The sequence below is a fragment of the Paenibacillus sp. 32352 genome, from assembly GCF_002042965.1.
Lineage (GTDB): Bacteria > Bacillota > Bacilli > Paenibacillales > NBRC-103111 > Paenibacillus_S > Paenibacillus_S vulneris.
Genome location: NZ_MZNT01000020.1, coordinates 111,489 through 136,959, shown reverse-complemented (window position 1 = coordinate 136,959; position 25,471 = coordinate 111,489). Strand labels below are relative to the sequence as shown.

At 48.5% G+C, this 25,471-nt stretch carries 25 protein-coding genes and 1 riboswitch; of the genes, 3 read left to right on the top strand and 22 right to left on the bottom strand.

The annotated features are described in order from the left end of the window. Positions 1 to 35: 35 nt before the first annotated feature. The 3 genes from B1728_RS33345 to B1728_RS33335 all read right to left on the bottom strand — a co-directional run bounded on the left by B1728_RS33345 (position 36) and on the right by B1728_RS33335 (position 1,442). Positions 36 to 281, bottom strand: a complete 246-nt coding sequence (locus B1728_RS33345) for a GntT/GntP/DsdX family permease (protein ID WP_256865616.1) — start codon at positions 279 to 281, stop codon at positions 36 to 38. 76 nt (positions 282 to 357) lie between these two features. Then, positions 358 to 684: a methyl-accepting chemotaxis domain-containing protein gene (locus B1728_RS33340; RefSeq protein ID WP_179136299.1), complete on the bottom strand. Its 327-nt coding sequence runs from the start codon at positions 682 to 684 to the stop codon at positions 358 to 360. Between the two features lie 308 nt (positions 685 to 992). After that, the gene (locus B1728_RS33335) at positions 993 to 1,442 is read right to left on the bottom strand and encodes an SRPBCC family protein (protein WP_079914742.1); all 450 of its coding nucleotides are present in this window, start codon (positions 1,440 to 1,442) and stop codon (positions 993 to 995) included. 130 nt (positions 1,443 to 1,572) lie between these two features. Between B1728_RS33335 and B1728_RS33330 the strand changes: the two genes are divergently transcribed. Next, positions 1,573 to 2,367 (top strand): helix-turn-helix domain-containing protein, encoded by a 795-nt coding sequence (locus B1728_RS33330; protein ID WP_079914741.1) that lies wholly within the window; start codon positions 1,573 to 1,575, stop codon positions 2,365 to 2,367. A gap of 118 nt (positions 2,368 to 2,485) precedes the next feature. On the opposite strand, the gene B1728_RS33325 is transcribed toward B1728_RS33330, so the two are convergent. From B1728_RS33325 to B1728_RS33270, 12 genes are all read right to left on the bottom strand, one after another. Continuing rightward, on the bottom strand, positions 2,486 to 3,799 hold the full coding sequence (locus B1728_RS33325) for an ABC transporter substrate-binding protein (protein ID WP_179136298.1): 1,314 nt from the start codon (positions 3,797 to 3,799) through the stop codon (positions 2,486 to 2,488). A 275-nt stretch (positions 3,800 to 4,074) separates the two neighbouring features. Beyond that, on the bottom strand, positions 4,075 to 4,821 hold the full coding sequence (locus B1728_RS33320) for an amino acid ABC transporter ATP-binding protein (RefSeq protein WP_079914739.1): 747 nt from the start codon (positions 4,819 to 4,821) through the stop codon (positions 4,075 to 4,077). Positions 4,822 to 4,835: 14 nt separating this feature from the next. Next, on the bottom strand, positions 4,836 to 5,495 hold the full coding sequence (locus B1728_RS33315) for an amino acid ABC transporter permease (RefSeq protein WP_079914738.1): 660 nt from the start codon (positions 5,493 to 5,495) through the stop codon (positions 4,836 to 4,838). A gap of 72 nt (positions 5,496 to 5,567) precedes the next feature. Beyond that, a complete protein-coding gene (locus B1728_RS33310; RefSeq protein ID WP_079914737.1) occupies positions 5,568 to 6,356 on the bottom strand; it encodes an amino acid ABC transporter substrate-binding protein in 789 nt (262 codons plus the stop codon). A 364-nt stretch (positions 6,357 to 6,720) separates the two neighbouring features. Further along, positions 6,721 to 7,629: an iron-hydroxamate ABC transporter substrate-binding protein gene (locus B1728_RS33305; protein ID WP_079914736.1), complete on the bottom strand. Its 909-nt coding sequence runs from the start codon at positions 7,627 to 7,629 to the stop codon at positions 6,721 to 6,723. A gap of 20 nt (positions 7,630 to 7,649) precedes the next feature. Further along, positions 7,650 to 8,663: a FecCD family ABC transporter permease gene (locus tag B1728_RS33300; protein WP_079914735.1), complete on the bottom strand. Its 1,014-nt coding sequence runs from the start codon at positions 8,661 to 8,663 to the stop codon at positions 7,650 to 7,652. 2 nt (positions 8,664 to 8,665) lie between these two features. Continuing rightward, a complete protein-coding gene (locus tag B1728_RS33295; RefSeq protein WP_256865617.1) occupies positions 8,666 to 9,601 on the bottom strand; it encodes a FecCD family ABC transporter permease in 936 nt (311 codons plus the stop codon). A gap of 104 nt (positions 9,602 to 9,705) precedes the next feature. After that, positions 9,706 to 10,527, bottom strand: a complete 822-nt coding sequence (locus B1728_RS33290; RefSeq protein ID WP_079914733.1) for an ABC transporter ATP-binding protein — start codon at positions 10,525 to 10,527, stop codon at positions 9,706 to 9,708. Positions 10,528 to 10,734: 207 nt separating this feature from the next. After that, the gene (locus B1728_RS33285; RefSeq protein WP_079914732.1) at positions 10,735 to 14,277 is read right to left on the bottom strand and encodes a collagen binding domain-containing protein; all 3,543 of its coding nucleotides are present in this window, start codon (positions 14,275 to 14,277) and stop codon (positions 10,735 to 10,737) included. 232 nt (positions 14,278 to 14,509) lie between these two features. Then, positions 14,510 to 15,313 (bottom strand): transglutaminase-like domain-containing protein, encoded by an 804-nt coding sequence (locus B1728_RS33280; RefSeq protein ID WP_079914731.1) that lies wholly within the window; start codon positions 15,311 to 15,313, stop codon positions 14,510 to 14,512. Positions 15,314 to 15,323: 10 nt separating this feature from the next. Next, positions 15,324 to 15,414, bottom strand: a riboswitch (cyclic di-GMP riboswitch). Between the two features lie 72 nt (positions 15,415 to 15,486). Beyond that, positions 15,487 to 16,167: a class D sortase gene (locus B1728_RS33275; protein WP_079914730.1), complete on the bottom strand. Its 681-nt coding sequence runs from the start codon at positions 16,165 to 16,167 to the stop codon at positions 15,487 to 15,489. A 207-nt stretch (positions 16,168 to 16,374) separates the two neighbouring features. Next, entirely contained in the window at positions 16,375 to 16,767 is a 393-nt protein-coding gene (locus tag B1728_RS33270) for a YkvA family protein (protein ID WP_079914729.1), read from the bottom strand. 206 nt (positions 16,768 to 16,973) lie between these two features. Here B1728_RS33270 and B1728_RS33265 point away from each other — a divergent pair, with 206 nt between their 5' ends. Both B1728_RS33265 and B1728_RS33260 read left to right on the top strand, forming a co-directional pair. Continuing rightward, entirely contained in the window at positions 16,974 to 17,648 is a 675-nt protein-coding gene (locus B1728_RS33265; RefSeq protein WP_079914728.1) for a hypothetical protein, read from the top strand. A gap of 160 nt (positions 17,649 to 17,808) precedes the next feature. Beyond that, positions 17,809 to 18,999: a GGDEF domain-containing protein gene (locus B1728_RS33260; RefSeq protein ID WP_079914727.1), complete on the top strand. Its 1,191-nt coding sequence runs from the start codon at positions 17,809 to 17,811 to the stop codon at positions 18,997 to 18,999. Between the two features lie 8 nt (positions 19,000 to 19,007). On the opposite strand, the gene B1728_RS33255 is transcribed toward B1728_RS33260, so the two are convergent. The 7 genes from B1728_RS33255 to B1728_RS33225 all read right to left on the bottom strand — a co-directional run bounded on the left by B1728_RS33255 (position 19,008) and on the right by B1728_RS33225 (position 25,469). Continuing rightward, entirely contained in the window at positions 19,008 to 20,342 is a 1,335-nt protein-coding gene (locus B1728_RS33255; RefSeq protein WP_256865615.1) for a DUF5808 domain-containing protein, read from the bottom strand. A 64-nt stretch (positions 20,343 to 20,406) separates the two neighbouring features. Further along, a complete protein-coding gene (locus B1728_RS33250) occupies positions 20,407 to 20,796 on the bottom strand; it encodes a GntR family transcriptional regulator (RefSeq protein ID WP_079914725.1) in 390 nt (129 codons plus the stop codon). A 223-nt stretch (positions 20,797 to 21,019) separates the two neighbouring features. After that, complete coding sequence (locus tag B1728_RS33245; RefSeq protein ID WP_256865614.1) at positions 21,020 to 21,646, bottom strand: glycoside hydrolase family 73 protein; 627 nt, start codon at positions 21,644 to 21,646, stop codon at positions 21,020 to 21,022. A 38-nt stretch (positions 21,647 to 21,684) separates the two neighbouring features. Beyond that, the gene (locus tag B1728_RS33240) at positions 21,685 to 22,155 is read right to left on the bottom strand and encodes a phage holin family protein (RefSeq protein WP_179136297.1); all 471 of its coding nucleotides are present in this window, start codon (positions 22,153 to 22,155) and stop codon (positions 21,685 to 21,687) included. Between the two features lie 42 nt (positions 22,156 to 22,197). Then, on the bottom strand, positions 22,198 to 22,383 hold the full coding sequence (locus B1728_RS33235; RefSeq protein WP_079914722.1) for a hypothetical protein: 186 nt from the start codon (positions 22,381 to 22,383) through the stop codon (positions 22,198 to 22,200). Between the two features lies 1 nt (position 22,384). Continuing rightward, a complete protein-coding gene (locus tag B1728_RS33230) occupies positions 22,385 to 22,894 on the bottom strand; it encodes a hypothetical protein (RefSeq protein ID WP_079914721.1) in 510 nt (169 codons plus the stop codon). Between the two features lie 10 nt (positions 22,895 to 22,904). Further along, positions 22,905 to 25,469, bottom strand: coding sequence for a hypothetical protein (locus tag B1728_RS33225; RefSeq protein WP_079914720.1), 2,565 nt, complete (start codon positions 25,467 to 25,469; stop codon positions 22,905 to 22,907). Positions 25,470 to 25,471: the final 2 nt, after the last annotated feature.

Below are 25,471 nucleotides of genomic sequence, written 5' to 3'. Positions count from 1 at the left end.
CAAGGAAGCTGCCATGAAGCTTCCCTTCTTTTTTCTCAATGAATGAACAAGCTCAAAAATAAAACGATAAGCAAGCCCCATGTCTTGAACGTATCCTTAATCGATAAATTGAAATATTCCTTGAACAGCCAAAACGCGGCATCGTTCACATACGTAATCGTATTGCTGGCGGAAGCGGTGGCAAGCACCATCAGCGCAGGGTCCACATGGAACGTAGGAACGAGCGGCCCCACAATGCCTGCCGCCGTAATAGCCGAGACCGTCCCCGCTCCGGTAGCCATGTCCCCCCAAAATTTATATTCTACAACGACAAAAAAAGCACAGACCGCAGAATCCGTGCCTTTTGTGTAAATAACCTTAGTACGTAAACTTCTGAATCAACGCCTTGAGCTCCTCCGCCAAAGAAGCCAGATTTTGCGCGGAAGCCGAAATTTCCTGCATCGACGCCAGCTGCTCCTCCGCCGATGCCGCAACCTCCTCCGACGTCGCCGCATTCCCTTTCGCAATAAGAGCTAGCTCATTCGCGACCGCCGTGACCTCCTGCACTCCGGCGGAAATCTGCGCGGTAATGGCTGATACCTCGTCAATATGAGGGGCTGTTTGTTTCATGCTGCCCAGTATTTGCTCGAACTTATAAATGGCCTCGTTGGATATCTGCAGCCCGCCTTCTACATCCTTGGTCACTTTCTCCGCGTTCTCGACCGATTCCTTCGTTTCCCGTTGAATTTCCTCGACAACAAAAAGGCGTTCTTATGAACGCCTGAAGTCTGTTGAGAAATCTTGTATTGCTGGAATTATGCCGAATATGGAGATGGGGTATGCCTCGGAGGAGTTTACGTCCGCCTTTGAAATCCGTGAAAATACCGCTAAAACTAATCAAATTTCACGGGTTTCAACAGCGGCCGGAGGGGGATACCCCATTGGAATTATATTGGCATATTTTCAGTCTTCATTGGTTTCTCAACAGACAAATGTCCTTAAGGACGCCTTACCTACCAGCCCAAATTCAGCGTCTTCCCCGTCTCAGCCAATGTCTTGATGTTGCTCAGGATCATCCACCAGCTGCTGGACGTATTTTTCAACGACGGATGGTTCTCACTCCATTGATCGTTCACCAGCGTCAGCTTGGTGCATTCTCCGACCGTCTCGAGCGTCATCGTAATCCTCGATTCCAATTCGGCATGGTTAGGATAATAGGACGGCCCCGGATGCTCAAGGACGCTGAACAGGCGGTTCGGTTCAAACGCGAGGATCGTCCCATACACGTGCACGGTTTCATCCCCATCATTGCCGGGACCTACATATTGAAAGGGCTCCCCGACTTGAAAGCTCGATTGCAGCTCGCTGCCAAAAAAGATTTTGCGCGTTCCTTCCGGCGTCACAAGGATATCCCACACTTGTTCAGGGGAAGCTCCGATATAAAATTCGTATTTCAGTTCCATCATCCCACTCCTTTATACGAAGTAATATGCTTTAATATAACTATAGCTTGTCCAAGCATTCATGTATTGTAAAAACGCGACATGCCCGCCTGCCCATCCGCAGCATAACGTGAACAGGAGTGAGCGTATCATGAAGAGGCACGAAACGAAGCCCAGCATGGGCATTCTGAATTTTGACAAGGCAAAATATGTTCTCAACCGTTACACGCCTTCGGAAGATATCGGTTTTTTCGTCAAGCACTACTGGATTGCCAGCTGGGATTTAACCGGCCAGGAGCCCTATTTGCAGAGCGTAGTTCCGAATCCCTGCGTGAACCTGCTCTTCCAATCCGGCCGTTCGGCCGTCTACGCAGCCGCGAAGCAAACCTACTCCATTCTGCTTCAAGGAAAAGGCTGTGTCGTGGGAGCCAAATTCAAGCCCGGCGGCTTTTATCCCTTCATCAAGAAGCCGGTGTCCGAAGCCCTTCAGCAGCCTATGGCTGTCCACGACATGCTGGGGATCGAGGCCCGGGAGGCAGAAGAGCTGCTCCTGTCCCAAAGCGATGAAACAAGAATGGTTGAGCTCTTGGAAGGCCTTCTTCGGCCGAAGCTGCCGGAGCAGGATGAGCAAGTCGTTCTGGTCAACCAGATTGTTGACCGGATTGCGGTGGAGCGCGAGATCACCAAGGTAGAGCAGGTCTCGGAATGCTTCGCTATGAACAAAAGAAAGCTGCAGCGTCTGTTCGAGCAGTACGTCGGTCTCAGCCCCAAAACCGTCATCAAGTTATACCGGCTTCAAAATGCGGCCGAAGCCATGGACCGGGGGCAGCAGCTGGATCTGCTGGAGCTCTCGCTCAAGCTGGGCTACTATGATCAATCCCATTTCATCAAAGACTTCAAGGCTACTGTCGGGAAAACCCCGGAGGCCTATGCGAAGCAGGCTTAATTTCTTAATTTGATTGAACGAAAGAATTCCCCTAACCGGCCGCCATAGAAGCAGGTTAAGGGGATTTCTTATCTAAGCCACGAACCCTGCTCCCTGCCGGGGGACGTCCAAGCATTTGTCACTTTTTCATAGCTGCTTGAATATCCTTGGCGGCTTGCTCCTCCGCCTTGCGGAATGCGGTATTCGCGTCGCTGACCTTCTGTGCGACCTCCCTAAGCGCCGTAACGGCATATTTGGACGCCAGGTCGTCATAAATCGTTCTGGGCGATACAGGCGCCGGTTTAGCCGGGTAGAACGCTTTAATATTTTTGCCCTTCAGCTGCGGCAAGTCTTGACCAAACGAATCGAGCAGCTTTGTATTTTTAACAATCGGCATTCCGGTGCCATCCTTGGCAAACTTCACCTGCATTTCATCCGATGTCAGGTACGCCAATATTTCGAAGGCGACGTCCTTATGCTTGCTGTTGCTGTAAACGCTAGCGAAGGTCGAGTACATCTGGGATCCGACTCCCGGAGCTTCCTTAAAGGTCGGGAGAGGCACCGCATCCATATTCATATCCTTCGCGGCGTTGACCATAGTACTGTTAAAGTAGGCGTACATGGCAAGGTTCTTATCCTTTGTAAACATATCCGCTTCTTTGCCGTACTTTTCCTTCGGTAGTTCCGCTCCCGGAATATTGTAAAAACGCGCGAAATTTTCGGCCATGCGCTTGTACGGCTCCGTATTTATCGCAGGCTGATTCGTCTTGCTGTCAACAAACGGCAGCGACAGCTGGTTGGTGTTCAGCATATGGCTGACAGAGGTCAGGAAGCCGTAATATTGAACGCCTCCGTCCGTACGCGATACCTGCTTCGCCAGCTCGTACAAGTCATCCCAGGTCATGCCTTCCTTAGGGTAAGGCACGCCGAATTTATCGAAAATATCTTTGTTGTACATCAGGACTTCCGCCGTAGTAAAGATCGGAAGCGAGTCGATCCTGCCTCCGCTGCCGAACTGCTTAATAAAATCGAAGGTCGTCGTTTCCAGACGGCTCGTATCGTAATTGGTTTTCTTGATGTACTCCGTCAAATCCGTTGACAAATTCAGGTTCTGAAATTGAGGGTAGTAGCCGATAGACAGGAGGATAATGTCCATATCCACTCCGGCTGAGATAACCTCCTCCATCTTCGTTCCATTCCCCCAAGGGATAAACTTCGGTGTAACGAACGGAAACTTCTCCTTGATCGCGTTCCCCATCAAATCCATAAACTGCTCTTCCGTCGTTCCGTTATTCGGGCGGTAAAACGTTATCTCGACGGGCTCGCGTTTTACATTGTCCTGACCTTTGGCAGGCTCGGATTCCTTCGTTACTCCACCGCTGCCGCATGCTGCTGTCGTTAACAAAACAGCGGCCATCAGCGAAGATAATAGTAAGCGTTTTCTTTTTGTCATGATATAGACTCCCCTCTTTACTTCATCAGGTGTTCTCTGTCGGAGGCTTCCAGACGGCTCCGTGAGTCCATCCCGGCAGACGAAGACTGTGAAACCAGACCTTGCCTGGCTTGAGAACCCCAACCACTGCATACATGGCACATTCTCATCATAAAGGAGAGGAGATAACAGATTGCTATCCAAAAATATCATAATTCTATTCATTCTCTGGATGCGCTTTCAACTTGCTCAGCACCAAAAGAAAAAGCACCGGCCCGAAAGCCCGCGCTTATCCCTTATTTCAGGCTGTGATTCAAGAAAGCCCTGGTCCTGTCAAACTGCGGATGGACGAAAATTTGCTCCGGAGAGCCGGATTCAATAATTTCTCCCTGGTCCATGAACATGACCCGGTTAGCCACTTCCTTGGCAAACCCCATCTCGTGAGTAACGACTATCATCGTCATGTGCTCCTCAGCAAGATTTTTCATTACCTGCAGCACCTCACCTGTCAGCTCAGGGTCCAATGCCGAGGTAGGCTCGTCAAACAGCAAAATGTCCGGATTCATCATTAAGGCCCGGGCAATAGCGACACGCTGCTTCTGCCCGCCGGAAAGCTTCGACGGAAGCTGTGACTCGCGGCCGGACAGGCCGACTTTGGCGAGCAGCTCCGAGCTGCGCTTGGCGATGTCCGAGGCGGATTCCCCTTTGACGATTCTCGGGGCCAGCTCCAAATTTTGCTTGACCGTTAGATGAGGAAACAGATTGAAATGCTGAAATACCATTCCCATCCTAGCCGTGATCCGTTTGATCTCCTGGGGCTTGGCGTAGACTCCGTTATTGACCAGCGTCTCCCCATGGATCTTGATCGTACCGCCGTTGATCTCTTCGAGATGGACCAGACTGCGGAGCATCGTACTTTTTCCCGAGCCGGAAGGACCGATGACCGCAACGACATCGTTCTTGTTGACCTGAAACGACATTTGCTTCAGCACGTCCAGAGTGCCGTAGGATTTCGTAAGATTGGATACTTCTATGATAGCCACATCAGCCAGTCCTTTTATTCAAATTTAAATCTTCTTTCCAGCCATTTGAACAATACGGTTAACAGAAGCGTCATGATCAAATAAATGATACCTGCGACAAAGAAAGGAACGATCGTAAAGTCGCGGTTCACCACGGTCTGGGCATAGTGCAAGAGGTCGGGAACCGCAACGGCATACAGCAGCGCGGTATCCTTGATCAGCGTGATGGATTCGTTCGATACCGACGGCAGGACGACCCGAAACATCTGAGGTAAAATAATCCGCGTCAGCGTCTGCCATTTACTGAAGCCAAGCACCTGGGAGGCCTCGTACTGGCCCTTATCGATAGCCAGCAAGCCCCCGCGGAAAATCTCCGCAAAATACGCCGCATAGTTCAGAATAAAGCCTACGCAGGCTGCGGTAAACCGGTCCAGCACCAAATATTCGCCGATTCCCGGGATCATCGGAAGACCGAAGCAGATGACCAGCAGCTGGAGCAGCAGCGGCGTACCGCGCATGACGTAAATATACGTGTGAGCGAGCCAGGATAACGGCTTGCTGCTGCTTTTGACCGCTAACGTAAGCAGGAACCCCAGCGGGATCGATACTACGATCGCAATCAGAAACAGGAGGACCGTCATTTGAGCGCCTTCCAGCATCGGTTTAATCATTGAGATCCATTTATCCAAAGACATAGAAAAACTCCCCCAAAAGCAAAACGGGATTCCCCGAAAGAAATCCGTTCTCGCTTATCTTCATCCGAAGTGCTACTTCAATACTTTATCTTCGCCGAACCATTTTTGCGAAATTTTCGCTGCGGTGCCGTCCTGATTCATCTCATCCAGCGCCTTTTGCAGCTTCTGCAGCAGCGCTTCGTTGCCTTTTTTCACGCCGATTCCATATTCTTCAGGAGCCAGCGACTCATTCATCAGCTTGAAGGTGCCCTTCTCCTTCGACATATAGTAGTCAATGACAACTTCATCGATAACTACCGCATCCACTCGGCCGATTTTCAGATCGTTAAGGGCGAGCACGTTGTCCGCGTATTCCGTCACATTTTTCACCTTGGACTTGAGCGGACTTTCATCCAAAGCGTCCGCCGCAGAAGAAAGAGATTGAAGCCCGACGACTTTGCCGGTCAGGTCATCCAGCTTGGATAGATTCGATTTGGCCAGAGTGACAACTACTTGAGCATTTTTCAAATAAGGCTTGGTGAACAATACCTTTTGCTTGCGCTCATCGGTAATGGTGTATCCGTTCCAGATCAGGTCGATCCGGCCGCTGCTCAGCTCCGACTCTTTCGTTTTCCAATCTATCGGTTGAAAAACGGCGGTTGTCCCCATTTTCTCCGCTGCCGCTTTCGCGTAGTCGATATCAAAACCGACGATATCATTCTTCTCATCTCTAAAGCCTAGAGGTGCGAACTTGTCGTCGATACCAATAACCAGTTTCTTGTTATCCCCCGAAGCGGAAGAAGCTTCCTTCCCAGCAGAGCATCCTGTAAAGATTGATATTGCCGCGGTAAGTACCAAGGCCATAGCTGCTAAACGTTTCATCCTATTAAGAACCACCTTTTACTAATTTTACTTTACTACGTTACCACTTTATCAAGAACTAAATGATATCATAGATTCACAAATAGTGTCGATAGCTGTTGAGCTAGTAAGATTATTCCATAGAATGAATAGGAAATCTTCGTGAACTTTTATAGGAAATAATACCTATATCGCATAGAAAAAGAGAGCACCTCGCAGGTACTCTCAGCATCTTCGGGATGATGGACATGCGATATTGTTAAGAGGCCCCGCACCCAAATATTAAAGTAAAATGACCGTTGGTAAGAAAAGCAGCATGAAACCATTAGCTTTACAATTTTCCCATGCGATTAAAAAAAGCACCTGCCAGGTGCTTTCTCCAAACTTATTTCGAAAACATGTTTTCCGCGTAATCTAAGGACATTTTATTTCCCATCGCCGAGTAGTCCAGCCATGGCTGATCGGGAATCGGATAGATATGGTTGGCTTTCACCGCTTTTAGCCCCTGCCAGATCGGGCTGGACTGCAGCTGCTGATACAATTTTTTGGCCCCGTCCTCATTATTAACGATGACAAAGATCGCATCCGCATCATAATCAGGAAGCACTTCCTGCGAGATCACCTCATAAGACTTGTCTTTGCTGATCTTCTCGACCCCTTTGGCAGGCTTCAAACCCAAATCCTCGAACAGCATCGGCCCCATCGGTCGTCTAAACCCAAACACCCGCAGCTCCTTGGCCGTCACGCGTACCGCCATAACCGTACCATCGCCGATTTTGCCTTGAATCAGCTTTTTGACCCGCTCCGCCTGGGCTTGATTCTCTTTGAGGAAATCCTCCGCCTGTTGTTCGCGGTTAACGAGCTTGGCGACCTTTCTTAACGTATCTCTCCAGGTTCCCTCATCCAGGTCGAAGGAAACGGTTTTGGCGATTTTTTCGTATTTGGCGATGTCTCCGGCATACTGCTTATCGATATAAATAACATCCGGCTTCAAGGCGAGCAAAGCCTCCATATCCGGCTCCGTCGCAACCCCCAACTGCTTCGTATTCTTCAGACGATCAGCGACATGGGGCAAAAAGGTTTTTAGGTCCCCGCCTACAACAGAACCGACGGGTGTGATGCCGAGAGCCAGCAGATGATTCGTCAAATGGATAGATAACGAGGCAATCCGCGGCTCTTTATTTTCGGCGGGCTTTTCCCCGGCTGCTTCCTTGTTTGGCTGGGGAGCATTGGTGCCGCACGCGGATAAAATCAGAACAAGAATAAGGCTGCATACCCATAGTGTCTTTTTCATAACGTCTCCTTATTGGGCTATTATTTGGTCTTACGGAGTAAATAAAGGAAGTACGGCGCACCGACAGCGGCAACTACGACGCCTGCCGGAATCGCGTTAGGCTGGAAGACGGACCTTCCGATCGTATCGGCCACCACCAGAATGACAAGACCGATCAAGCCTGAGATAGGCAAAATATGCTGATGCATCGGACCCACCAGGCGGCGTGCCAGATGGGGCGCCACCAAGCCGATAAACCCGATGCCCCCCACCATCGCCACACTGGCGCACGATAAGGCGACCGCGGCGGTCAGCAGCAGGAGCCGCTGTCTTCGTACCGAAGCCCCGATCCCGACAGCCAGCTCATCGCCAAGCGATAAGGCATTTAGCTGCTTGGATTGGGAAAACACATAGGGCACAAGGATTACGATCCACGGAAGCAGCGCATACACATGGACCCAATCCTTCCCCCAGACATTGCCTATCAACCATCTGGAGGCAAAGGCGTATGTCTTATCGTCAAGACTTAACGACAAGAAGAGCGTAGCCGCGCTAAAGCCCGCTGATATGGCGATTCCGATTAAGATTAAGCGGACCGGCAGCCAGCCTTTTTGGCGGTCATATGACAGCAGAACAATGAGCACCGCCGTTATCATGCCTCCTACAAACGTGAATAACGGGATCAGAAGCGCGATCGCGCCCGTCATCGTATTAAAATAAGTCACAAAAACAATAAGGCCTAGCGAAGCGCCGGCATGAATGCCGAGAATACCGGGGTCCGCCAATGCATTGCGCGAGAGCCCCTGCAAAATGGCGCCCGAGATGCCCAACCCGATCCCGGCCAGCATGGTGATTAAAATACGCGGCAGCCGAAAATCAAACAAAACCATCGTATCGTCCGGGCTGCCTCGTCCAATCAGCGTTTGGATCACCGCTGACGGAGACAGCCGAATCGAGCCTGTGTTTAAGCTGATAATGACCGCGCTTAAACAAATGAGGATTAAGATAAAGCCGACGGTCACCGCTTTCTTCTCTCTTGCGCGCAGGTGCTGCATGGCTATAAGCTCCTCCTTTCTTTATGGGCCAGATAAAGGAAGAAGGGAACGCCTACAAGAGCAACCATCACGCCGATAGCCAGCTCTCTTGGCGGATTGACCATCCGTGCTCCCAAGTCGGCAAATACCAGCAGGACCGCGCCCAGTACGGCGGACACCGGAATAACGAACCGATAATCGACGCCAACGAGCCTGCGGGAAATATGCGGAATCACGAGGCCGACAAAACCGATTGAGCCTACAGCCGATACGGAAACCCCGGCCAGAATCAAGGCCGCTATCATGGCTAAGATTCTTACCCGCTTCGTTTTGACCCCAAGATTAACGGCCACCTCGTCTCCTAAGGAGATTAGCGACAGGGACCGGCTCATCAGCAGCGTCCAGAGGATCGTCACCGTAATGACGGGCACCAATAGCTTCAGCTGTGACCATTTGACGCCGGCTACGCCGCCCGCATACCAATAAGCCAAATCCTGGCTTAACTGATAATAGATAGCGACCCCGGAGCTGAGAGAGTGCAGCAAGGCCGCAACGACAGCACCCGCAATGGTCAGCCTTAGAGGAGTTAAGCCTCCGGCCGTCGTAGAGCTGAGCGCAAAAATAAACAGGGCGCTCAAGGACGCTCCCGCAAATGACAGCAGCACCAAGGCCGTGTACGGCACATTCGGAAAAAATGCAAAGCTAAGTGCGACCATGAACGTCGCACCCGCATTGACTCCAAGAATCCCCGCATCCGCCAGCGGGTTGCGCGTGACGCCTTGCATTAAAGCTCCGGCAACGGCAAAGGCTGCACCCATGACAGCGGCGGCAATCACCCTGGGGAGCCTCAGCTCGTGAATAATCTGATGCGTCGTCAAGGCCGGATTATATTGAGCGACGGCGGTCCATACGGTTCCGATGGTCATCTCTTTCGCGCCGAACGAGATGGCCAGAAACATCGAGCATGCGAGAGCGGCAATCGATAAAAGCAGGACAATACCAAACACCGAGCCCTTCACCCGGGTCCGATTCTGCTTGAACACCCTATGTAAGAAGCCTGGATTCATGTGGCAGCCGTTCCTTTGCTTTTAATAAACAGCTCAAAGGGCAGGCAGAGCGGAACGCCCGTACGGGGATCTGTTAAAATATCCGCCTCGATCCCGAATACTTGACGAAGGACGTCCTTCGTCATGACCTGCTCCGGCGGCCCTTCGCTGACGACGCGGCCTTGCTGAATCGCGACCATGTGGTGGGCATAGCGGGCCGCATGGTTCAAATCGTGGACCACCATGACGATCGTTCGGTTTTCCTCCGCATTGAGCTTCTGGAGGAGCTTCAACACCTCCAGCTGGTGAGCCATGTCCAAAAACGTGGTCGGCTCATCAAGGAACAATATGTCCGTCTTCTGAGCCAATGCCATGGCAATCCAGGCGCGCTGTCTCTGCCCGCCGGACAGCTGATCCACCGGACGATCGGCGAACTCCGTCATCCCTGTAATATCCAGCGCCCACTGGATGACATCCCAGTCTTCCTTGCCGAGGGAGCCGAAGCCCTTCTGGTGCGGAAACCGTCCATAGGAAATAAGCTCGCTCACGGTCAATCCGTCAGGAGCCGTAGGATTCTGAGGCAGGATAGCGAGCTGCTTCGCCACTGCTTTGGTCGGCTGCTCGTGGATGGACTTTCCGTCCAGCCATACTTGTCCCTTCTTGGGGTGGGTAATCCTCGCCATGGTCTTCAAAATAGTGGACTTGCCGGATCCGTTGGAGCCAACAAGCGCTGTAATTTTGCCGATGGGGATCGACAAATTCAAGTCGTTCACGATCAGTCGATCGTCATATGCAATATCCAAACTTTGGGTATATAATTCTTTCGCCTCGGAGGTCATCTCATTTGCCTTCCTTACGTTTCATAATTTATGAAAATGAGAATCATTATCGTTAATGATTGTAACTTCAAGGATTTGGATTGTCAACAGAAAAAAAGCGGCCATCTCCCCACCAGATACAGGGAAATGGCCGCTGCCTCGTCTTGATCTATGCGCTGCCGGGTCACCCCAGCCAGGCATACCTATGCCATACTAGAATCAACTGACTTATTTGCTTCTCAATACCTTTTTCCGGCCTAGGGTTGCGCCCAGGATTATCAATAGGAAGCCTGCCAGCTGCACGTATAGATGACTGGCTTCCCCGGTTACGGGGAGTGTCTCTACAGGCGTTCCATCCGCATTTAACGTTGCCTTTTCGTTCCCTTGCGGCTGGTTGTTGTCCCCATCACTAGTCGGGGAGCCTCCCAGAGGTACCTTGATATTACCTTCTATCGCCATATCCTGGTTCGGCACTTCCTGCGGTGCAGGAGTCTCAGGCTTTGGTTCTGTGCCTGGCTTTTCTCCAGGTTCCGATGCAGGATCTGGCTTCGCTGAAGCTTCCGGCGTCGTTGTCGATTCAGGTCCTGAGGAACCCGGCGTCCCGGTAGAATCCGGCCGCTTTGTTGGCTCCGACGAGTCACCGGAATCGGAATCCGACGATCCGCCGCCAGGAGTTACTGGCGGTGTTACTGGAGGCGTCACCGGTGGATCAACCGGCGGTTTCACCGGAGGCGTCACAGGCGGTGTCACCGGTGGTGTTACCGGAGGATCTACCGGCGGTTTCACCGGTGGATCAACTGGCGGCTTTACCGGCGGAGTTGATGTCTTCACATTCGATATGCGCAATATGTTACTATTTGTAGAGTCTACAGTTACAAAATGTATCGTTGTATCCAAAACATATCCCACTGGAGCCGCCTTTTCCTTTATGGCGTAATCCCCGGTGTACAGGTTAGGAAATATGATTTTTCCCGCTGCATCTGTTGTCTGGGTTTGAATATACAGTAACTCTGAGCCCGATTTCCGATACAAGTCGAACGTCGCGCCGCTTAGATGCAACCGGCTATCAGCGGAATCTGTCTTCTCAATGGTCAGCCAGCCTCTCTTGCCGCTGCCTGTACCCGACCCGCTGGAGACACCGACCACAATATCTTGTGTCGTTTCTTGGGTCACCGTTCTTACGTTGTTGCCGCTGAAGCTGACTTTGTTGGACACCGTTTCCTGATCCTTGGCAACGATGAGTGACTGGTACTCCAAAATATAAGCCGAACGGATCTCGTTCTTGAAGCTTAGCTCAAATGTCTGCTTCCCGTTAGCATCGGTATGGAAGACAACCGTATAATCCGTTCCCTTTACTAGCTCCGCCGACCTGGTCAGGCTTCCGTCAGCCGCAATAGTTGTGGCATACAAGTGAAAGGTATCCGGTAACAGCAGCTGGTTATCCGTAGGCGTGTCGATGATCTTGGCGTCAGCAACGGTTGATTGCCCGCGGTTAATGTAGATCGTCCAGTTAATTTTGTCACCGTCCTGCTTACCGTTTTTACTTGCATACTCTCCCCCTCGAGGGATCGTTACGGAAGCGGTCAGCTTGCCGGAAACAGGATTCGTACCGTCGAACAATTGCGCTGTGTTGCTGACACTGCTGCTTATCAGCTCTCCATCAAGACTTGTATTGAAGACAAGATAATACGGTGTCGAGATCGGTTGTAAGAACTTCACGGCCAGCTTGTTGCTGTTATCGACCGTATAGCTGTAATACGTGCTATCGACTACCGTCCCCTTCGACGGGTTTCCGTTCGGAGGAATCGTCATGTTATACAGCTTAAGGGAGCCTTCAACCAGCTTCTGCTTCGATTCCAATAGATCCTCGATCACGGCACCCGCAACGGGTTTCCCGTTGTAATTGACACCTACCGTCCACGTGATCTCTTTGGACGAAGCATTGTAAGAACCATTCTTGAAGCCGTTTTGCTTCACTTCGTTTCTTGGAGTGAACGTTGCGGTAACCTTTTTCGTCCTTGCGTTAGAAGCGTCGTCCATCCAGTCGATTTGAGCTTCATTAATAAAACTAATCGTGCTCCCCGCAGGACTGATCCAATCAGGATGGAATTCCGTCGTGTAGCTTACCGTGACAGGCTCCGTAAGAGGGGCCTTCCAATTCAATATGAACCCTTGATCCGGTTGAACGCTGCTGTCCACAGCATATTGGGCTGCCGGAATCACCGTGCCGTCTTTGGCTTTCACAACGAGCGAATCAGGAATGAGGCGCAGCCCTTTTTTAGGGAAGGTGTCCGTCACCTTGATGCTGCTCATCGGCTGACTGTCGCCATTAATGGTGAGCTTCCATGCGACGGTCTTGGCGGCATAATCCACGGATCCAACGCTTTTCACGATAACCGCTTGCTTGATATCCTGCTTGGACGGATTTGCGGAAGTCCCGCTGCCCGAATAAACATTGTTCGTTATCGTGGCATCGTCAATCACACGGTTGACGCCTTTCGTCTGATACGTAATCTTGTAGGCCGATGTCACCGGATGCTTGAACTGCAGCTTGAAGCCTGCTTTACCCGCGGCGGCAGCTACAGGGCTTACCGTATACTCCGAGGCAGGCAGCTCCGTGCCCAGAAGCTCCTTGCCGGTAGCATCCAACGTTACAGGATATACGTGGAAAGAGCCGGTAACCAATTCTTGCGAGTCATTGAAAGAATCGAATAAATAGGCCTCTGATTGTGCTATGGACTTCTCGTTGTAGTTGTACTGGATGGCCCAATCGATCGTTTGTGCAGCCTGGTCATACTTGGAAGGATGCTTGTCCAGATCGCTCACGCGCTGGATGGTCACCGTCGCCTCAGCTTGAGAGGCCGGCTTGTTGCTTCCTTCAAACGTTGCCGTATTCACGAACGTTCTTACGCCGGAATCCGTGATCGGAGTCGTGTACTGTATCCGGTATGCACTTTGGATCGGGTTATCCGTAAAGCTTACTTGCAGAACATTTCCTGTCGTGTCCACCTTGTATTTGCTGGCGTCAACCAAGGAGCCTTGGGTTACCGAGCCGTCCAGGTTTACATTCAGGCTATAAACAGCAACCGTTACCGGTGCCGCCAGGCCTGCCGGCATAGGGTCGGTGACAACCGCATGCTGCACGGAATCCAGCGACTTGTTCACATCAATCGTCCAATCGATGTTCTTAGGGTTAAAGCCTTGAGGAACACCGCTTTTTCCGATGGTCGATGTGACGTTAGGCTTAAAGATAAGGGTAAATACCTGCTCTCCGGATTGAACCGGAATTTTAATAACTTGTGTCGTGCTTCCTGTTACTGTCTTGATGTCGAATTGCGTGTCAATGGTGAGGGTCCCCCGCACCTGGCTATGACTTTCGATATAGCTGTTAAAGGTCATGAGCACTTGGTGACTGTCCTTGCTGACCTTGAACGTTCCTATGTCTTCATCACCGTTCCGTAATGGCCCGCTGATATCATTGAAGAGCAAGAACGCTTGCGGCAGCGTGAAGGCAAAGGTATCCCCGCTGTGGTAACCATGGTTGTCAGGCAAGGACCAGGTGTAATCCAATCGGACCTTGGAGCCCTGCTCGTATACATTGCCGGTGACGACTTGTCCAGCTTTGTCGTATACCGTCATGGTTACGCTGTTGATGATGTTGCCGGTAATAGTGCCTGAGGCAAAGGCCTGAGTCAAACAACCGACTCCCGATAGGCTCTGGATAACAAACAATAGAGCGATCAGCAGCGCACTGGTTTTTTTCCTCCACATATGTTTTTCCCTTCCCTCGTCTTACTATGAATGAAACCCTTCTTATCACCCCTCTCACGTAGTCTAATTTCATAAATCCTTCTACGGTTTCATTACCGAAGTCATTGTAAATCACCGATCTGAATAATTTCTGAACAACAGGCCGCCGTTCGATTGCACAAAAAAAAGAACCCGCATCAAATGCAGATTCTTCAGGCTGCGATTTCCCGCCGGCTAGGCGAATGGATGTTACTTAATAGATCTCAGTAACAACATAATCGGCACTGTTTTTTATCATAGTTGTCTCTTGCCCGCTTTGTACACGGGACGCGTCATAGGTGGTGTCGATAATGACCCATTCTTGAAGATCCTTGAGATATACTTGATTCCACGCATGATACACCTCCGGGGCATGGACCTCGTATCCCATTACCAATCGGGTCGGGATTCCCAAGCTTCTGGCCATTGCCGTGAAGGTAGCAGCATAATCAAAGCATATTCCGCCGGATTCCTCGTATACCTTATCCAAGTCAGGGGTATAGCCTGTGTCTACAGTTTGCGCTTTACTCTCACTATATTTGTAGTTTTGCGTCAAAAAAGCATAAATCGCTTTGACTTTATCTTCATCGGTTGCAGCATGCGCGGCTAGTTTCTTTGCCTCCACTACAGCTTTGGTCGTCTCGTTCCAGCTCGCTATAGATATGGACTGCAAAAACACGGCCTGCTCATTCACCGTCTTCACGTCGACATTTTCCTGCAAAATCACTTGATATTTGTTGTCGGAAATCTGTTTCGCAACCAGTACATGGTAGCTGCCGTCACCCAATTGCAGAGGGTAGGAGGCCCCGTCCACCAGGTTATAATCCATTTGGACCTCACCCTTGGTTACACGCACAAGCGCCTTATGCTCCGGATCCGCATAATGGACCTTAATAATCCCGTTGCTCAGAGAACTCTTATCCAGAACAGGTTGTCCGGCAGCGGCTTGGGTAACTTTAGGCGCCGTAGTCAGAAATAGCGCAGCGATCAGCAACAATGCTCCTAATGTACGAAACATAGACTCTCCTTTCGGTAACTGGCTGCCATCCTGGTAGATTGACCAGGGAAGGCCCTATAGCTTTGCGTCTCCAGCTTTCGCTGAATTTGCCTTTATCGGTGGAAAGCACCGAAAACTTATTTGGTTATCTATGAGTATAGCATACCATTTGTTTCCTCTCTAGTTCTAAATGCTCACTCTTCTATCAATTTTCCTTTAACTATGATGCGATGTGTCGGATTTTCCATAGGATGGCAGGTAATTAGCGTAATTTGCCGATCTTTGCCGTTTCCTTTCAGCACCCATACTTCCTCGGGAAGTACGTATTGCTTGCTTTCTACCTTATAGCGATACTGCTTGCTCCCCGTATCTACCTCTATGAGATCGCCCTCGGTCACTTCATCCAAGCGGTTAAAATTTTTGCCGTGCGTAAGATTCCTATGTCCCGCAATGGCATAATTGCCGATTTCACCCGGCTTGCCTGTATTCGCCATACTGGCAACCGACAGCTTCAGATTGGCCGCCGTTGCGTTCTTGATGATAGGAAGCTTCAAGTCGATCTTATCGATCTTGAGGACGCCCTCCACATTCTTCTGCCCGATAGATATAGGGACTGGGGTCGGTTCCGCCTTCAATGGCGCGGGCTGGACCTCTACCATATCCGTACTCAATGGAACGGGCGCAGGCAAAGAAACCGTTACCGGTTCCTGCTCCGGATCTGAACCGGCTTGATCTAGATACTGCAAGCTTTCCTGCCACTGCTCTAAAATCTGCTGCTGCTTATAGCTCTCGTAACGGTCATTCACCGTCGGGTAGGCCATCACAGCAATTCCAACGACAATGCACGCTGCGGAAATGATTTTTTTGATCCTCATGGCTTCTACCTCCGGTGATGGTTCGATCTATCTCATTCATTATAAACATTTTCTATTTGGTAAAAAAGGGCAGCCGGTCCGACAAACGGCCAGCTTCCTTTTCGACTGTAGAGTCCTATCGCTCGTATACTAAACAAACGCATTGCTGAAAATTCGTTACACATGCAAAAGGAGCACTGTGCAGTGCTCCTTCTTGTCCAATATCTTCTATTCTACGATGTGTGCGTCGATATCAATAATGTCCTGGTGGTTGACGGCATCGTCTCCGAAAAGATCCTTCAGCTTCTCTTTGGCTTTTTGCTTAACGGAATTGTCTATGTTCATGGCAACGGCACCAATGGCCAGCATCAAAGCGCCTAAATCATCCACATAGCCTACGACAGGCAGCATATCCGGAACGATATCAATCGGCAGGATCAAATAGCCGAGCGCACCATAAATTTGAATCTTCGCTTTTGTCGGCGTAGATGGACTTTGAAGCGCATAGTATAAGAGCAGCCCGCTGTAAACGACTTTGGATCCGGCATCCTTCGCATGCTTTTTCAGCTTGGACCAGAATCCTTGCTCCGAATAGTGCTTTTCGTATTTGGAGTTTTCCATTTCCGATCACATCCTTTTCTCAATCAGCCGGACCCTTATACGAACATAGCGCAGGTTCAGCATCCGCTCCATTTCTACACCCACCGCCCTATTTCCTTCTTTTTCAACTAATTTATCCATTACCCCGTCAGGAAGCGTTTACCAATTATTATCAACCTGCTATTATGAGTATAATGTCACCAAGGATCCGAAGGGATGTTTGTATCATGTTTTCTATCCTTCATGTCTTTTTAGGATTATTCTCTTTTTTCTTCCTGCTGTTTATATTCAAAACCCTCCTATCCCTTATCCAATGGAATGGGCGGTTCAAGCAAAACCTTCTCATCACAGTGATCTTGTTTGCGGCTGCGTTCGTCCTGTCGCGATTCATTGAGGATGGCTTTCGAATTCCTATCGTCGACGATTTCCCTGTCGTCCAAGGTTTGTTCATCATTGCTCTCGCCATATGGCTTATCATGACCTATGTGAACAACAAACGGCTTGGGAAGCAGTATCGAATGGGGGCACACAGCAGCTTTTCATGCCTTCATAAGTACGGCATTCCACAGATTCCGCAGACCGCGATGACCGCAATATATGTTACACCGGATAAGGTTGTTATAGATTGGAAAAACAAATATTTTGAGCTGCCGCTATATAAAATCACAGGGGCCGCTGCGGTGACGCAATCCATTTTGTCCAACAACTACGGCTATCTCACTCCTGAAGCAACGAAAAGGATAGGCCGGTATCTGGCCATACAGTATGGACTTCCCGGAGAACCGGCGAAGCTGCTCATTTTCGATATGAGTACGGTATTCAAAGCGAAAGCAGCCGCCTCTGCGGTAACCTATCATTTACAGGAGTCGGCCCGGTCTGCGAATGGGACCATCCAGCTGTAGCCGAAATAAGTGATGCTGCGAGACATCCATAGGATGTCTTTTTTTGTCGGGAAATCCATTTCCCGTTGCGGAGCCGCCCCGAAACAAAGGTATATAAGAGTCCCGGACTTTGTTATACTCAAATGGCTAGACATTTCCCCTCAAAAGATGGTGGCTCCTAATGGATTGGCTCTTGGACGCAAAAACAATCTTTATCGCTCTAGGCATCGGACATTTATTTACCTTAATCCTCATAAGCGCTTATTGGCATGATCACGCCAAAGAGGTTACCGTCAAAGCCTTCTTTTTAGCCAAATGCGCTCAGACCACGACTTGGTTTCTTCAGGCATTCCGCGGAGAAATTCCCGACTTGCTGTCGATATCCCTTGCCAATTCCATCCTGTTTATTGGAGCGTCCTTTGAGATCTTAGCCATTATGAGTCTGCAAAAAGAGCTTCGCCCAGCGACTCGAAAGATATATTTTATCGTGACGGTCCTAAGCATCCTTGGATTCCAGCTGATAGTGCTCTTGTATAACAAAGAAAATTGGAGAGTTGCATACTCCTCTTTTATAACTGCGGCTATTGTATTCCCCGTCTACCGGCTGGTCGTCGTAAAGGCCCATACCCTGCTTATGAAGATTATGGGATACCTTTATCTTTTTGTTATTGCTTCCTCTATGGTTAGAGGAACCGTTGCTCTGCTTGCCCCTCCAAAGAGCAGCCTGTTTACCCCCGGAATTTTTCAGACGATTGCGTTCCTGGCTCTCTACATCGTGATGATTTTGGGGAACACGGGATTTATTCTGCTGCTAAAAGAAAAAGCGGACCAGGAGCTGATCCGCCTCGCAAGCTATGATGATTTGACAGGCACGCTGAACCGTCGAACGTTCACTTCCCATGCAGTTCAGTATCTCAACGATTATGCCAAGAGGAAACAGCCGCTATCTTATATGCTGTTCGATATCGACTGGTTCAAAGCCATTAATGATACTTACGGCCATAACGCCGGGGATCAAGTGCTTCAAGATCTTACTGCCCGAATCAAGCAGATTCTTGGTCCGGACGATTTGTTCGTACGTTATGGCGGCGATGAATTTGGCATTCTGCTGCCCGGCAAAGACGAAACCCGGTCCAACGAGGTTGCCCAGCAGATAAAAGAGACGCTTAATGGGCCCATGAGCTCTCATTTACCGATGAAATACACCATTAGTATGGGAGTTCTCACTGTCGTTCCCGAGCCGCGCACATTGCCGGAGACGCTGTACACTTCTTGCGACAAAGCCCTTTACATGGCCAAAAATAACGGAAGAAACGGCTGGTATCGCGGCCGAGTGGAAGAGCCTGGCACGCAAGTGCAGCCGATCGATTAAAAGACCTATTACTTTCTTATTTGTCCCTGAATTTGCTCGAATAGCTGCTTCGTTTGTGACGGATCCTTCTCATTATAGAAAATGTAGCCCTCATCCAGCTTGATCCGAATATACGGCGGATTGTTTTTGAAAATATACATTCTTGCATTGCCTAGATCCTTGAGGCGAAAATGGCCGCGGGCCTGCTTATCCGTCGCTTCCCCGTTCGTTTTGATCCCGGAAGGAACCGTATCTACAAGGTCCATTTGTTTAATATCTGCCAGCTGAAAGTCATAAGAATACATCGGGTAATCGATTTGGATTCTCTGCCCGTCGGTCACGGTTAGGACAGGCGGGGTCAGCTCGGAACGGATCAGCATGAACGAGACTCCGATGATGACAGCAGCCGCCATCCCGATGCTTCCTCCCACGATAATTTTTCCAGCCCAAGTGCCCGTGTTCACCGTTTCCCCTATCCCGACCCGCTTCGGAACCAAAATACTCCGGTCCTGAGGATTATGGTACGTAAATCCATTGCTCCAATACTCGTCGTCGTCCGTATAGATTATTTTGCCGTCCTGTTCCAATGTTTCCCGCTCCAAGGATGCAATCTTGCGATACACATACAAGATGACCCCTACAGGAACCGCTATAAACAGCAAGGTAACTGTGACCCATACACCCTCCATCGGTTCATTGCTGCTAGTCATAAACAAGCCAATAAGCCAAAAGTGAATATTCTCAACAATCGCTATTACCAACCACAAGTAAGACGTATACCGGCGCCTTGCCTGGTTCAAGACGAGATTCACTTCGCTGTTTGCGCTGTATACCTTCGCCTTGGTTCTGCGCATCATGAGTGTAGCGAGAAAGAATAGGAGAGTCAGGATGGACACGCTTAGGGTGATGCCCAGCAGATTCGGATCGCCTTTTCCCCAAAGCAGCATACCGATAGCCATGGCAAAAGGAATCGCGAACAGCCATAGGGGCGCGGAACGCTGGTTTTTTAAATGCGCCACACGCAGATCGCTTCGAAGCACCCGTTTGGCGCCGACGAACCAATCCCTCTCACGTTTTAATGCAAGTGTTTCCCGGAAAGCATGACGAAATAGAACGGATGTCCATAAAAAGAATGTAACAAGCCATACAAAAAAATAAATCACTTGGTATGCGGAATAATCATGGAGCAGCGCCAATGGAATTATAAACGCGGCCATTCCTATACTTGCTCGGTTCAGCCGCTTGTTGAACTTCGCTTGAATCCCCCGTATATCCGCATCGTCCATCACGTGAGCGGGCAAAGTAACGGCAAACAGCATGCCTTTGCTGTATTTAGCCTGGGGCTTGTAAGTTGTTAATACCACAATGAAAATGAGAATGGCTGCGCCACATAAAATCGCCGTGAGTATGGTAATCCTCTCCTCTCTCTTATACGTTGGAAGGCCGGTAAGTCATTCTGGAAAAAATCTGTGAGCATAACATCTGGAACCGCGACTGGTCCATCCCTTGGATCGTTGCTTGCGCAATAATTAATTGAAGCTGTGCTTCCAATTGCGCGGATGGTTCAGCGTCCTCTGGCATCCTGGGACTTACTTTAGCTCCATGCCGCCGGTCAATGACAATATAGCCTTCCTGCTTCAGGATCGAATAGGCTTTGTTCACCGTCATCGTATTGATGCCCAAATCATCGGCCAGCTGACGAACGGTCGGCAGCTTCTCTTGAGCCGCAAGCTCCCCTGTCGCAATACCGATCACGATTTGGTTGCGCAGCTGTTCATATAGAGGAGTTTCGCTGTCTAGTTGCAAGGAGATAAGCATAGGGTTCATCACCTCCGAGTTTTGTATTATATATTATAATACAAATAATACTTAAATTTTGCAATAGCAGCAACTTATCTACCTTTGTTCTGTAAAGTCAGAATTGTGAATAGATAGGATTGTGGATATGTTTATATCTTTGCCAAAAGTTATGCACAGTATAGGTTTCGGGCCTGTTTATAGTGTGTATAACCTGTGAATAACGAACAGTGGAATGGATATTTTATTCCTCTGGCTGCCCTGAGGCCCTTCGTAATTGATTCGCCAGCCAATGAATATAATCTGCCTGCTGCTGGTGCTGCGCCGCTGCAGCATCATCGCCTTTTAACGCGGCTTCCGCCTTAGCGTCCATGCATGTTTGCCAGCCAGGCCCCATCCACGTGTTGATAATTGTATTGGCTACATCAGCATCTAGCATCGGCTCTTCCGCCTCCTTATCAAAATGTTCAAGCCCGCAGCTCGTAATGAGACTGTTCAATTTGGAGGCATACATCGGATCCGTAGCATACCCGCACAAATATAGTGCATTCGTCTGATCCTGCGGGCAGCCAGCGGCCCGAACCCGGTCATACCGGCTCCAGTTGAATAACAAGTCTTGATCTTTAAAGCAATCCTCAATGCAATCGTAAGCGCGCCAATTGGCCTGCACTCCGTCTACTTTAATCCCGTCATATACCTCCCATGTTGTTGTGCTAACACTTCGACCACGCCAGTAGGCATTAGGCTGTCCGCTGCCGACTTTGAAGCCAACGAGATTGTTCCATTCGTGCAGCACACAGCCGGTTTCCAGCATTGCCTGGGCTATCCGCACCGAAGGAAATAGCGGTGATCCTTCCTTGCGCAGCTTCACGGCAATGGGGGCGATAGTGGAGATGAATTCGTGCCTGTCTATGATTCATCACCATCCAAATACTTCTTCTTTTCTTCTACTCTTTTGGCTGCTCTAGCCATCTTATGTTCAATTTCATCAGCCACCGCGTTCATCACCCAAACCGGAACCCACTTGTCCCACCCTGCCCTGACCGTATTTGCGGTCATACTCTTCCAAATATGCAAGCCAGCCGCTCCAGTTAGAAAACCAAAAGCAACCATCGGCATACCTATAATTTGATCGACCAAGTGGCCTGCAGCAGGAACAAATAGGAGAAATAAGGATCTAAATGCACCATCTATGCCATATTCAGAAGCATAGGATCCATCTTTCAATGAAGCCCTGTACCCGGCTATCCAATCCATAACAATAAGCAGCACATACAGTGTTAAAACAAGGTATTTTACAGGCTCATCACCATAAAGGAACTGAAAGCACGTCATAAAATAAGCGCCCAAGGCGCCTGTAGTGTAATGAAGTAACTTCATGTTATACACCCTTCTTTCCATTTGGATTTAAGAAAGCCCTGCTTATGCAGGGCTTCGTGTCACTTGAATTTCAGGACGCTTTGTATGAATTTGTTCAGCCACCAAGTCTGAATCCTCGATGGACATCTTGTAGCTATCCACAATTTGAATTATGGAACCTTCGCCAGCGTCATAGCGAATCAAGCAGGCATTTGCGATAATGCGAATCTTCTCCATAGCCATTGCCATGTTATTTCCCCCTCTCCATTAGAATCTCAGCCATGACGAGCTCCATGTCTCCAAGTCTAGCTTTCAAATCCTCCTTCTCTGCTTCCAGCCTTGTTATTTTCTCAGTATCCGTTTCAGAGGGTTGCTGGTTTCGGATGGCTGCCAACTCCTCGGGAGTTATCCCTTCTACCCAAAACGTTGCAATCTGTTGGGCTTTAGGTTTGTTCACGGTTTCACACCCATCTGTTTCTAATTCAAATTCTCCCCTTGCCACTAGATCTAATCGCTGGTTATATAATTCCCAAGCAGCAAGATCGAACCTAGGCTTATAAAGACCTTCTGGCACTGGAATAGCCACGGTATAACCTACTAATTCTTGTTCCAGTACAGTATCTTTGAAAGTTTCAACCGATTCAAAATTATCCTTTGGACCAGACTGCTTATAGATAGGAAAAACGCCTGTCACATTATCTGTGACAAGCGTTACGTCTGTGATATATCCGTTTAAATCGATAATAATTGCTTCTTTCATGGCGTCCTCCTTATTGTTCTGCTCGGAATGAGATACCATTTAGAATAAACCAGTTATTTCCGCCCATTCTAAACTGAACTTCTCCGTTTATTTCAACAGATGCACTTGAAACAACCTCAGCTGTTCCATTGTTCGATAATGTTACTAGTCTAAGATAGTGACTGGGTCTATACCCTTTTGGCAATATAAAAATTGGTACCCCTGCATTCGTGGCACCATCTTTTATAGATCCTCTTAAATGTACAATCCCTTGATCATCCAAATAATAACTTGCTGGCGGATTAGGGGCGCCATAGTTAACCCAGCCATTTAACAATGTTGATGTAATCCATTGCGGTTGAACCTTCTGCGCTTTCGTGTTTTCAAGCACACTAACCCTTTTCACGATGTCCGCCTGATTCTTAGTTAAAGTATCGACATTTGTCCTTAGGTTAGCTGAATATTCCCCCTGCACATCCTGAATATTGGATGTTAGGCTGTGCTGGTCAAGAGCCAGATATGTGACAGTGTAGGTTGCAGATGGGTCATATTCAGCTATTTGTTTATAAGCTCTCTCCCCAAGGTAGGGTGTCATTTTCATGCCAGTTGATGATATAGTCCAAACTTTATCTACCTGTTCATTTTTATGCACATATACAATTTTTTTTGCGCGGTATTTAAGAGCCGATTGTGGTTCGATCGAGTCATTAATGTATGCCCATCCTAAATCTCCTCGATAAGGTATGCTTGCCTTTTCTCTAACTATGACACCTGTACCAACCTCGATCTGGTTCAGATCATCATGAAGCATGATAGCTCCTTCGGGAATAATTTTTTCAAATAGAGGTTGTGATAGTTGATATTGAAGTTTGTAAGGCGTTGACCACTCAGGGTATGAAAAAGTTGGTGTTGTTGTTGTCCAATTTGCAGTTCCACCCGCATCCCCATTCATGGAGTTGATGAATTTAATTTTTGCCCAATACTTTGTGCCAGACGTGTATGGTTTTCTCGCGTCACTAGAACCATCGAACATCTTCCAACCGTTAAAATAAGCTTGAATCTCAGCTTGGGATGGTTGAAAATCATCGCCCCAACCGCTATCCGCATTAGATATTGATATATACAAAAGTCCATCATTCCATAAATTAAAAGCATCGGTTGGATATGATGTTTGCCAAGCGGTTGAAAGTTGGTTGGTTAAAATTTTTCCATCAAATTTAACTATCTGGGCATTCGAATCATAAGGTATGAATCCACTAATTGGAATCCTAACTTGTTTTTTGCCTGTTGATTTTTGGGAGTATACCCAATGCAAATTGCCGTCCAAATCCATTGTTCTAAACTTCGCTAGTTTATAATAATCATGCCCTATACGATATAGTTGATCCGATACAGAGCCATCAATATTGGAGCACCATTGACCTGGAAAGAATAAATAATTATCTTCACGTGGTTTGAACGGTTTTGGTATTTCACCGCAAGTTAGCGTCGGATTAGAATATATTGCTGTGCCTAGAAGCCCTGTGCCAGACGAATCTAGCGTATTAAGGACTATTTCTAAGTAAATCGTATCATTTAAAGTGTTTATGGATTCTCCCGTTAGTTTATTCGATAATCTCCGTTTATAAGCATCACACAGATAATAATATGGCTTAAAGTTAGCACCCGTTATTGTTACTCTGAAATAATACGTTTGGTTTCTAGCTACAGGCACGTAATAGCGAATAAAGCTTCCATTTACAGAATCATTCGATGTAACCGAGATTTTGTAAGGATCCATAATTACATATGAACTTGTTCCCTGCATTCCTGTTTCCCATTCTGTAAAAGGAGGCAACAAATTCTCCCCATACTTTATTACATAAGGATTCATTATCGACTTCATATCATCTACATAGGGATATCTTGCTGCGATTTGCTCTGTTGTCATGCTATCTATTTCATTGTATTCTTCATCCGAAATTTCATATACTCGACAAGAATCAAAATATCCATAAGTACCCGGTTCCCCAATAGTGATTGCATTAAAACCGGATGTTTGAGTATCTTCCGTCGGAGAAAATTTTTTATAAACAGTGGTGAATTTGGTAGTATCCGTAACAGGTGGTATAACACCAATACCACTAGGTACAAGCGATGTTAATTGGATTTGTACCCCTGTTGCGTTCCCATTTTTAACATCGCCGATTAAGATATATTTCCTCCCTGCATGAAATTGGTAGGCCGAATTAGTTGCTCCAGCTCCCAATGGGTAGCCCGTTGCTACAGTGACTTTTAGTCCATTCATTCCAGATGTGGTATTTGTGGGGTCCAGTGCTATTGATGATTGGTATGCAAAATATCGTGATATTGACTCAAATCCACCATCCTGACCAAGCAAATTTATAAGCGTACGCCCCTTAAAACCAGTAACATTATATGGAGCTACCCTGTCAGACTGGACGACCTGGGTACCATATCGTAAATTCAGAGCCGTCGGCTCAGGACTATCAATTCCTTCCGCGTGAGCATCCTTAATCCCTTGCTCCAAACGGTTCATATCATGTTCCGTCACAATCTCCTCAAATTTCCAATTCGTTTTTGCGTTATACGTCACGT